The 9293-nt window shown below is 72.6% G+C and carries 7 protein-coding genes, 1 pseudogene and 1 riboswitch; of the genes and pseudogenes, 2 read left to right on the top strand and 6 right to left on the bottom strand.

Annotated features, from left to right (window positions below):
- Together AB8Z75_RS07835 and AB8Z75_RS07830 are read left to right on the top strand one after the other, a co-directional pair.
- The coding region (locus AB8Z75_RS07835; protein WP_369200662.1) for a hypothetical protein at nt 1-222 on the top strand (222 nt) is incomplete at its 5' end.
- A gap of 168 nt (nt 223-390) precedes the next feature.
- A riboswitch (cyclic di-AMP (ydaO/yuaA leader) is annotated at nt 391-564 on the top strand.
- Between the two features lie 72 nt (nt 565-636).
- Nucleotides 637-1356: a transglycosylase SLT domain-containing protein gene (locus tag AB8Z75_RS07830; RefSeq protein ID WP_369200661.1), complete on the top strand. Its 720-nt coding sequence runs from the start codon at nt 637-639 to the stop codon at nt 1354-1356.
- 134 nt (nt 1357-1490) lie between these two features.
- On the opposite strand, the pseudogene AB8Z75_RS07825 reads toward AB8Z75_RS07830, so the two are convergent.
- From AB8Z75_RS07825 to AB8Z75_RS07800, 6 genes and pseudogenes are all read right to left on the bottom strand, one after another.
- Nucleotides 1491-3439: pseudogene (locus AB8Z75_RS07825) on the bottom strand (DUF2264 domain-containing protein).
- Nucleotides 3440-3491: 52 nt separating this feature from the next.
- Nucleotides 3492-4502: a hydroxyacid dehydrogenase gene (locus AB8Z75_RS07820; RefSeq protein ID WP_369200660.1), complete on the bottom strand. Its 1011-nt coding sequence runs from the start codon at nt 4500-4502 to the stop codon at nt 3492-3494.
- Nucleotides 4503-4569: 67 nt separating this feature from the next.
- On the bottom strand, nt 4570-5535 hold the full coding sequence (locus AB8Z75_RS07815; protein ID WP_369200659.1) for a carbohydrate ABC transporter permease: 966 nt from the start codon (nt 5533-5535) through the stop codon (nt 4570-4572).
- Nucleotides 5532-6575, bottom strand: coding sequence for a carbohydrate ABC transporter permease (locus AB8Z75_RS07810; RefSeq protein WP_369200658.1), 1044 nt, complete (start codon nt 6573-6575; stop codon nt 5532-5534). Before AB8Z75_RS07810 ends, AB8Z75_RS07815 begins: the two co-directional genes overlap by 4 nt.
- Nucleotides 6572-7939 (bottom strand): ABC transporter substrate-binding protein, encoded by a 1368-nt coding sequence (locus AB8Z75_RS07805; protein WP_369200657.1) that lies wholly within the window; start codon nt 7937-7939, stop codon nt 6572-6574. Before AB8Z75_RS07805 ends, AB8Z75_RS07810 begins: the two co-directional genes overlap by 4 nt.
- Before the next feature lie 149 nt (nt 7940-8088).
- Nucleotides 8089-9219, bottom strand: coding sequence for a substrate-binding domain-containing protein (locus tag AB8Z75_RS07800; RefSeq protein WP_369200656.1), 1131 nt, complete (start codon nt 9217-9219; stop codon nt 8089-8091).
- Nucleotides 9220-9293: the final 74 nt, after the last annotated feature.

The following is a 9293-nucleotide window of genomic DNA, read 5'->3' as shown; positions in this document are numbered from 1 at the left end:
GGGGTGGGCGGCGAAACCGTCAGCAATCACTCTCCTTATGGCCACAAGAGCCGTCATGGCCTACTAGGTACGATTTGCCCGGTTTCTGTGGTCTTCGTGTCGGACGTCACACCCGGACTGCCCCGCGTGGCGTCCGGAATCGCCTCCGAGCGTCAAGAGGCTTGCGCGCAGGGCCATTTCGAAGAAATCGGAGCGCATCCTGATTTCACGCTGAGAAAATGATCCACAGCGCAGCGTCGAGAAATTCGTTGATCAATTACTAGGCTTTTTAGTAATTCCCCGCACTCGCCTTGTTCGGAACGAATTCGCTGTGTTTCCGTGTCCTCGCTTCCGACAACCACGCCCGTCGGGAGATCCACTACCGGGGCGCCGAATCCTGCCGCCCGGCCGGTGGAATGCTCACCAGATCCTTTCGGCAGGAGCGGGGGACCCAGGTAAGTGCCGTGTCGCACACCGCGGCCCGGCTTGGGGTGAAGTCGGCTGCGCGTGCTCGGTGCGCGGAGCCGACCGGGCCACTCCAGCCCGAATCCGACAGCTCACCTCGCAGGCGCCAGGAGAGGACCCCCAATGTTCCGTGACCTTCGTGGCCGCGTGCGTCACCAGTTCCACACCCGTCGTCTTTCCCGCCTTTCTCTCGTGCTCGCCGCGAGCGGCGCGGGAATTGCCGCTCCGCTGCTGACCGCGGGCAGCGCCAACGCCGCGCCGGCTCCGGCCGCCGCACACGCCCAGGCGCCTTCCGCGGCCACCCAGCAGGCCCAGAGCGAGCAGAAGTCCGACGCCTCGCAGGAGTACACCGTCGCGGGCGGCGACACCCTGTACCGCATCGCCACCAGCCACGACGTCGAGGGCGGCTGGAAGGCCGTCTACGAGGCCAACCAGCAGACCATCGGTGACGACCCGAACCTGATCCGTCCGGGCCAGCAGCTCACCCTGTCCGCGTCCGCCGAAGCGAAGCAGGACGAGGACGAGGGCGAGAAGCCCCAGGGCGCGGGTCAGACCGCCGCTCAGCCCTCCGGTGAGGTCCACACGACCCAGTCGGACAACCTGGACGGCTGGATCAACGAGGCGCTGGGTGTCATGAAGCAGCACGGCATCCCGGGGACGTACGAGGGCATTCACCGCAACATCATGCGGGAGTCCGGCGGCGACCCGGACATCGCCAACAACTGGGACATCAACGCCCAGAACGGCACGCCGTCGATCGGCCTGCTCCAGGTCATCCAGCCCACGTTCGACGCCTACCACGTCGAGGGCACCGCGAACGACCTGCGCGACCCGGTCGCCAACATCGTCGCCGCGTGCAACTACGCGGCCGACCAGTACGGTTCCATCGACAACGTCAACGGCCCGTACTGAGCCGTACCGGCTGTACCGCCCGTACTGAGCCGTACCGCCCGTGCTGAGCCGTACGGCCTGTACGGACACGTGCCCCGACTGCCCGCCACCTTCCCCCGGGGTGGCGGGCAGTCGGCATGCGGGCTCCCGGCCGGCTACCCGGCCCCGTCCGCCGCCTCCGCCGCCTCCGCGTCCTTCGCCGCCTCCGCCGCTTCCGCCATCGGCGGGGTGAATCCGATGCTGGTCCGGCCGGCCCCGCGTCCCCACGTGATCGTCACGGTGGTGTGGGTGACCAAGACCTCGGGCGCCGGGGTACGGTCCGTGCCGGCGCCCAGCGACACGAGAGCCACACACACCCCGGTACCTGTCACCTCGCCCTCCAACGCCGGGACCCGCACCCAGCGCGCGTACGCCGTGCCGTGCGGGGCCGGCAGCGGATCGACCGCCTCCAGCCCGTACGCGGGCAGCAGTGCGGAGGCCACCTCGTCACCGGCCGCCCAGCCCGTCAGTCTCAGGCGCGTGCCCGCGGGGGCGCCCAGAACGCGGTGCGCCCGCACCTCCCAGTGGCCGCGCACCGCCGTCACGCTCTCCACCCGCAACCCGGGCACCCGGGGAACGCCCGCGGGGAAGACGGGGCGGTGCCAGGACGCCGCCCAGCCCCAGCCGCCGTCTCGCGCCGAGCCGGCCCCCAGCGGATGGATGCGTCTGCGGGCGCTCCACATACCGGGCCGGGAGGGGAGGTGGAGCGCGAGGTGGTTGTCGGGCGGGTTGTCGCGCGCGGTCGGCCCGGTCCGGGTCGAGTAGGCGAACCGCGCGTACAGCGGGTCCTCCTGCGCGTGTGCCTCCCCCTCGTGCGGGTGCACGTTGTCGCTGCCGTGGTTGTGCAGCCTCACGAGTCCGTCGCTGCCGGTCGACTGGATGAGGAAGCCCGGCGCGGCGACCGCCAGCGCACGGTCGGCGCCCTCGCTCGGTGCGGCCTCCTCGACCGCCGTCCACAGCGGGTCCTCGGGCGGCACCAGCAGCGTGACGAAGCACTTCGACGCCCAGTAGGGAGACGCGGGGCCCGAGTAGTGCTGCACCGTCGGCTCGTGCGCGCCGTGCCAGCCGAGCGACAGCAGCCCGTCCGCGTCGAGCGCGCCCCGGTCCAGGAAGTACCGCAGCGTTCCGCTCAGCAGACGGCGTGAGACGCCCGGTGCCAGTGGTGTGTGTCCGGTCAGCGCGCCGAGGCCGACGGCGGTCCCGGCCGCGAACCGGTAGGTGAGGAGCGGCCGAAGTGGACCGGGGCGCCGTCGCCGCCGAACAGCGGCGCGAAGCTCGTCAGATGTGCGCGCAGCCGTGGCCCGTACCGCGCCGCCAAATCCTCCTCGCCCGCCAAATGGGCGTGCAGCAGGGGATACAGGTGCAGGGCCCAGCCGTTGTAGTGGTCGAAGGCGCGCCCGTCTCCGTCGGCGTACCAGCCCTCGCCCCGCCACCAGCTCTCCAGCAGCCCCAGGCCCCTCTCGGCCGCCGCCCGCGTCTCCGCGTCCCCGCGCCCGGCCGCGTCGAGGAACCCGGCGACCGAGAGCGGGAAGAGGTACCAGTTGTTCGGCGCGGGGGAGCGTCGCAGCGCGCCCCGCAGCCAGGCCTCGGCGCTCTCCCGCGCGGGTTCGGCCAGCCGGTCCCACAGCCACGGCCTGGTCAGCCGCAGCGCCAGCGCCACCGACGCCGCCTCCACCATCGGCTGTCCGGCGACCGTGTGGTCCAGCACCTCGGGCCACGACTCGGCGTCCGCTCGGCCCGGGGTGCGGGTCCCCGCGCGCAGCCCGTCGGCGTACCGTTCCAGCAGGTTGTCCGGGTCCTGGCCGCCCGCTCCCGCGACGCGGAACGCCGCTGCGAGAAACGTGCGGGCGTACCCTTCGAGACCGTCCGAACGCGGTCCCGACACGGAGGCACGCCCCGGCAGGTGAAGCAGCGCGCCGTGCGGTGTGGCCCACCGCCAGGCGGCCCGCAGCAGGCCGTCGGCCACCGCTTCCCAGTGGGCGCGGGTGTAGCCGGTGCGGGGGCTCAACGTACGGTCCTCCGCCGGCAGGCTCAGCGGCTTCGGACTGCTCGCCGCCCCCCTCACGGCCACAACTCCCTTCGCGCTGCCCTGATGCCACACCCCCTTCGCGCTCCCCTCACGCCAGCAACTCCCTCCGCTCGGGGAGCACCGCGTGGGCGAACCCCTCACCGGCCGCCCAGCGGTGCACCTCCTGGACGGCCAACTCGGCGAGCCGGTCCAGCTCGTTGCCCTGCGAGCCCGCCAGGTGCGGGGTGAGCAGCACGTTCTCGCACTCCCACAGGGGGTGTCCCGCGGGCAGCACCTCGGGCTCCGTGACGTCCAGTACCGCGTGGAGGCGGCCCGTCAGCACCTCGTCGGTCAGCGCCTCCTGGTCGACGACCGCGCCCCGTGCCGTGTTGACGAGCGTTCCGCCGTCCCGCAGCAGGGCCAGCAGTTCACGGCTCACCAGGCCGCGGGTCGCGGGGAGGAGCGGCGCGTGGACGCTGACCACGTCGGACGCGGCGAACAGCTGAGGCAGCTCCGTCTTCGTCGCGCCCAGTGCCGCCGCCTCCGCCTCGGTGACGTACGGGTCGTGGAGCAGCACCCGCAGTTCGTGCGCGCCCAGCAGCTCGATCACCCGGCGCCCGACGAGGGAGGCGCTGACGATGCCCACGGTGCGCCGGTAGTTGCCCAGCGTCGGATCGGCGAAGAGCCACTCCTCGCGGACTCGTCGCGCGGCGTACGCGCGGGCCGCGGGCAGGACGCGCTTGTTCGCCAGCAGGATCATGGCCAGCGTGTACTCGGCGACCGGCGCGGCGTTGGCCGCCGCCGCGGAGGAGACCTCGATGCCGCGGGCCCAGCACTCCTTCGTGACGTGTCCCTTGACGCTGCCCGCCGTGTGGGCCACGGCGCGCAGCCGCGGTGCGTGGGCGAGGGCCGTGGCGTTCAGGGGCGGACAGCCCCAGCCGGTGACCAGCAGTTCGGTGGTGGCGAGGGTTTCCCTGGCCGCCGCCGTGGCGAAGTCGGTCAGCAGGGCGGGGGCCAGGTCGACGGCCTCGCCGAGGCGGCGCCGGGCGGCGGGCTTGAGGACCGCGTCCGCGGCCTTCTCGCTCATGGCGAGGGCGGCGGCGGGTTTGGTGCCGGGCATGAGGCTCCTGGCGTCGGTGAGTGGTTGCGGTGGGGGTCCCCGCCCCCGGGCCCAGGGGCGGGCGTGGTCACTTCACGCTGCCCGCCGTCAGGCCCGACTTCCAGTGGCGCTGGAGGAGGACGAAGGCGGCGATCAGCGGCAGGACCGCCAGGAGGGAGCCGGAGATGACGACGGGATAGTAGTCGGGCGTCACCACGGCCGCGCTGTTCCATACGTACAGCCCCAAGCTGACCGGGAACAGCTTCTGGTCGGACAACATCACCATGGGCAGGAAGAAGTTGTTCCAGATGGCGGTGAGCTGGAAGAGGAAGACGGTCACCAGCCCGGGCCCGAGCATGCGCAGGGCCACCCGGAAGTAGGAGGCCATCTCGCCCGCGCCGTCCACCCGTGCGGCTTCCAGCACCTCGTCGGGCACGTACCCCTGGCTGAAGACTCTTCCCAGGTACACCCCGAAGGGGTTGAAGAGGACGGGGACGAAGACCGACCAGAAGGTGTTGACCATCCCCACTTCGGACGCCATCAGGTACAGCGGGAGGGCCAGCACGGTGGGCGGCACCATCACGCCCGCCAGCACGAGTCCGAACAGCTTCTCCTTGCCGCGGAAGCGGTACTTGTCGAAGGCGTACCCGCAGGCGACGCTGATCATCGAGCCGACGGCCGCGCCGACCACCGCGTACAGCAGGCTGTTGAGGTACCAGCGGCCGTAGATGCCGTCCTCCATGGCGAAGAGGGCGGAGAGGTTGTCGGCGAAGGAGAAGTCGCCGAGGGAGAGCAGGTCGCTGCGGAAGAGCGCGCCGCGGTTCTTGGTGGAGGCGAGCAGCAGCCACAGGACGGGCAGCAGCGTGTAGAGGACGGAGAGCCCGACGACCGCGTTGACGGCGACCCGGCCCAGCAGCCGGGGCCTGGCCGACGCCACCGTGTGCGGGGCGCGCGCGGCGCGGCGCGTACGCCGGGCGCGGGACCCGCGTGGGGTGCCGGGGCCGAGCGGGGTGCCGGACCCGCGCGGGGTGCGCGGGGTGGTGGGGGTGCTCATCGGGAACCCTCCTCGCCGGGGCCGCCCGCGCGGCGATCGCGGTTGCTCCACCGGCTCAGCCCGTAGGACAGGGCGACGGTGACGGCGAGCAGGACCACCGAGGCCGCGGCGGCCAGGCCGTAGTTGTTCCGGGTGAAGGCGGCGTCGTAGATGTACATGTTCGGCGTGTAGCGGCCACCGACCACCGGCGTGGCCTGGCTGAGCAGCATCGGTTCGGTGAACAGCTGGAGGGACCAGATGAGCGTGAACATCACGACCATCACGCCGGAGCTGCGCACCAGCGGCACTTTGATACGCAGCGCCGTGCGCACGGGCCCGGCGCCGTCCACGAGCGCCGCCTCCGTCAACTCGCGCGGTACGGCCTGGAGCGCGGCGTAGAAGATGACGACGTTGTAGCCGAGGTTGCTCCACATCGCGATGTTGACGATCGAGGGCAGCACGGTGTCCACGCCGAGCAGGTCGACGGTGATGCCGCCCTTGCCGAGCAGGCCGATGACCGGACTGAGCCCCGGCGTGTACAGGTACAGCCAGATCACGGCGGCGATGATGCCCGGCACGGCGTGCGGTAGGAACAGCGACAGCTGCGCGGTGCGCCGCAGCCTGGCCGCTCCCGAGTCGAGCAGCAGGGCCAGCAGGAGCGCCAGCAGGACCATCGTCGGGAGGTAGACGAGGCAGTAGAGCGCGGTGGTGCCCAGCCCGGCCAGGAAGGTGGGGTCGGTCAGCACCGCCTCGTAGCTGCGCAGTCCCGCGAAGACGGTGCGCTCGGGGCCGAAGCCGAGCCCGGGCTGGTCGTCGCTGAAGAAGCTCAGGTAGACGGCGCCGCCCACCGGGAGGAGGAAGACGAGGACCAGCAGCACGAAGAACGGCGTCATCAGCGCGGCGCACGCCCCCAGCGCGCGCCGCCGCGCCGCCGGCCGCGCCCGCGCGGCACGCCCGGCGGGGGCCGTGGTCCGGGGGCTGTCCGGGAGCGGGGTGGCGGCGCGGCCACCGTCCGTGCCCAGGCCGCCCGAGGGGGTGGCGGGTGTCGGTGCGGTACTCATCGCGGACCCTCCCGCGCGTCGAGCCCGAGGGACTTCAGGTCCGGCATCGTCGAGCGCTGCCCTTCTTCGAGGGCGTCGAGGACGGTGCCCTCGCCGCCGCCCGCGCGGGCGAGCCCGGTCTGCACGGTCTTGAGGGTGGCCGTCATCCGCGGTCCCCACGTCCAGCGCCGCGAGATGTGCGCCGCCTCGCGCTGGAAGAGCGCGTAGAGGTCCTGCCCGCCGAAGTAGCTGGTGTCCATCGCCTCGCGGGCGACGGGCACAAGACCGCCGACGGCCGGGTACTGGGTGCTGATCCCGCTGGAGAGCCGGGCCTTGAGCGAGTCGGGGCTGGAGACCTGCCACTCGATGAAGTCCATGGCGGCCCTCGGGTGGGCGCTGTCCTTGGTGACGGCGAAGGTGGAGCCGCCCATCACGCCCAGGCGCGGGTGGCGGGCGTCCCACTGGGGGAGCGGGGCCACCCCCCACTTGCCCTTCTGGCCCGGCTGGGCCGACATCATTCCGCCCGCGTCCCAGGCCGCGGTCACCTTGCCGAAGACCTCACCGCGTCCGACCTGCGCCGTACCGGCCTGGGTGTCGACGGGGCCCAGGAAGACCAGGTCCTGGTCGATGAGCCGCTGCCAGTAGGCGGCCACCTTGCGGGTCGGCCCGTCGGTCATGGACACGGTCCAGGTGTCGTCGCGGGTGTCGAACCAGCGGGCGCCCGCCTGCCAGGCGAGCCCGGCCAGGTGGTGGCCGCCGTCGGTGGGGAAGGTGGCGATCCGGGAGCCCGGTGCCGCGCGCTTGACCTCGCGGGCGGCTTCCTCGAACTCGCCCCAGGTGCGGGGGACGTCGATGCCGTGCTTGTCGAACAGGTCGCGGCGGTAGAGGAAGACCATCGGTTCGACGTCCAGCGGCACGCTGAAGGTGCGGCCCTCGAACGTGGTCAGGTCGAGCGCCTGGGGCAGCAGCTTCTCGCGCAGCCCGTCGTCGACCAGGTCGGTGAGGTCGCGGGCCACGCCGTCGATGGCGAAGCCGGGCACCTGGGGGTACTCGATCGTCGCGACGTCGGGTGCGTTGCCCGCGCGGGCGGCGTTGCTCAGTTTCGCGTAGCCGCCCTGCTGTCCCGAGGGGACCTGCTCGAAGTCGACGTGCACGCGGTCTTGGCTGTTGTTGTAGGCGTCCACGACCTCCTGGCTGCCGCGCAGGGCCGACCAGAACGTCAGGTGGACGGGCGCGTCGGCGCGTGCCGTCCCTGCTGTGGTGCCGCCGCCCGAGCAGGCGGCGGTCAGCAGCAGCGGCAGCGCGGCGAGCGCCGTCAGGAGGGATCGGGCGGTGTGTGGGGTGCGGGTCTTGCGGGCGAGCCGCGGAAAGCGTCGGCCGTGCACGAGGGGTGCCTCCTTCGAGAGAGGAGGGGGACACCGGCATACTGATCGCTCGAACGAATGAGGTCAATGGAACGATCAGAAGAAAGAAAAGCGGTCAAACGATCGAGTGACGGCGTGAGTTGACCGGGCCGGGCGCCCGAGGGGCTCGCTCAGCCCGCCGGGGCCTCCACGGCCGAACCGCGCACCTTCAACTCGGGGAGCAGCTCCAGCCGGCGCACCGCCTCGGGCGCCGTTCCCGCCGGCCGCCCCAGCCGGTGCAGCAGCAGCTCGGCCGCCGCCCGCCCGATCGCCTCCTTCGGCGGGGCCACCGCCGTCAGCGGCGGGCTGCCCAGCGCCGCCACCACGTCGTCGTAGGCCACCACCGAACAGTCCTGGGGCACCCGCACGCCTCCCTCACGCAGCTGCTGCACCAGCATCAGGGCGTCCACGTCCGCGTGCAGCACCGCCGCGGTCGCGCCGTGTTCACGCAGCACGGCGCGCAGGTCCACCAGGGACGCCTCCTGCTCGTCCGTCCCCGGCCGGCGCGTCGGGTCGGGCGCCGAGGCGGCAGCGGAGCCCGCGGTCAGCACGACCGCCCACTTCTCCACCTCGGGCCGCTCCGACGCGATGTGTGCGAAGGCCGCCCGCAGCGTGCGGGCGGTCGGGCTGTCGTCCCGCGCCGCCAGCACGATGCGCCGGTGCCCCAGCGAGACCAGGTGGTCCAGCGCCAGGTGCGCGCCGTACCAGTGGTCGCTGCACACCGAGTCGTGCGCGTGCAGAGGGGAGCCCGGCGCGGGCCTGCGCTCCATCAGCACGGCGGGTACGGGCAGTTGGGCCAGCCACGTGGCATCCAGCGCGGACGCCGCAGCGCCGCGCCAGCGCGGCGAGACCAGCAGGCCGCGGGCGCCCTGCTCCAACGCCTGGCGGGCCATGGCCTCCTCGGCGCCCGGATGGTGCCGTGCGATGTGCAGGGCCATGCGCACCCCGGCCGCCTCCAGTGCGGCGCGGGCGCCGCGCACCGCCTCGAAGAGGTAGGAGTGGTGCTCAGGGACGATCAGTCCCACCGAAGGGGCCGAGGCGTCCACCGGTGGGGCCCCGCGCTGCTCGGGCACGGGGTACAGCGACCGTGCGACCCCGTGCCCCCGCTGCACCTCGCCCCGGCGCGCCAGCTCCTCCACGTCGCGCCGCAGGGTGACGACGGAGACGCCGAGCTCCGCCGCCAGCGCGGTGACCCGCACCTGACCCCGCGCCCGTACCGCTTCCAGCACCCTCTCCCGCCTGGCGGCGGCCCCCTCGCGCACGGCGGTAACCCTTTCGTTTGACCGTTTCTCCCTACGATACGGTCGCCCCGCGCCCGCGTCCCGGAAACCGGCAT

The organism is Streptomyces sp. PU-14G (assembly GCF_041028275.1).
Lineage (GTDB): Bacteria > Actinomycetota > Actinomycetes > Streptomycetales > Streptomycetaceae > Streptomyces.
Note: the sequence above shows the minus strand (reverse complement) of the source record. Positions and strands in the feature narration are given on the sequence as shown.

Bases quoted from the DNA above. Each gene is read 5' to 3' on its own strand.
- AB8Z75_RS07820 (WP_369200660.1), bottom strand. From the start codon at position 4,502: ATGCCCGGCACCAAACCCGCCGCCGCCCTCGCCATGAGCGAGAAGGCC.
- AB8Z75_RS07815 (WP_369200659.1), bottom strand. From the start codon at position 5,535: ATGAGCACCCCCACCACCCCGCGCACCCCGCGCGGGTCCGGCACCCCG.
- AB8Z75_RS07810 (WP_369200658.1), bottom strand. From the start codon at position 6,575: ATGAGTACCGCACCGACACCCGCCACCCCCTCGGGCGGCCTGGGCACG.